The 277-nt window shown below is 54.2% G+C and carries 1 pseudogene; it reads left to right on the plus strand.

The features are described 5' to 3' along the window. Positions 1-277 (plus strand): annotated as a pseudogene (locus tag SB775_RS29045) (sensor histidine kinase); the annotation flags it as partial.

The following is a 277-nucleotide window of genomic DNA, read 5'->3' on the forward strand; positions in this document are numbered from 1 at the left end:
CGATGACTTTCGTCGCGCTGCCTTATGTTGAGGGCAGCACGCTTGCTGGCGGGGTATTATTGGCTTCGCCGGTAAGCGGGATCCGGGAAATGGTGGCGGATTTGAACCGGACACTCATCGTTGTCATTGCCATTTCCTTGCCGTTCGCTTTGCTGCTGAGCCTGCTATTGGCTAAAATCCACGTCACGCGGCTGCAGCGTATGCAAAAAGCGGCGTCGATGATCAGCGAGGGGCATTACCAAGTCAATTTGCCGGAGTCGAATTTTGATGAGTTTGG

The sequence above is a fragment of the Peribacillus sp. SIMBA_075 genome, assembly GCF_046534585.1.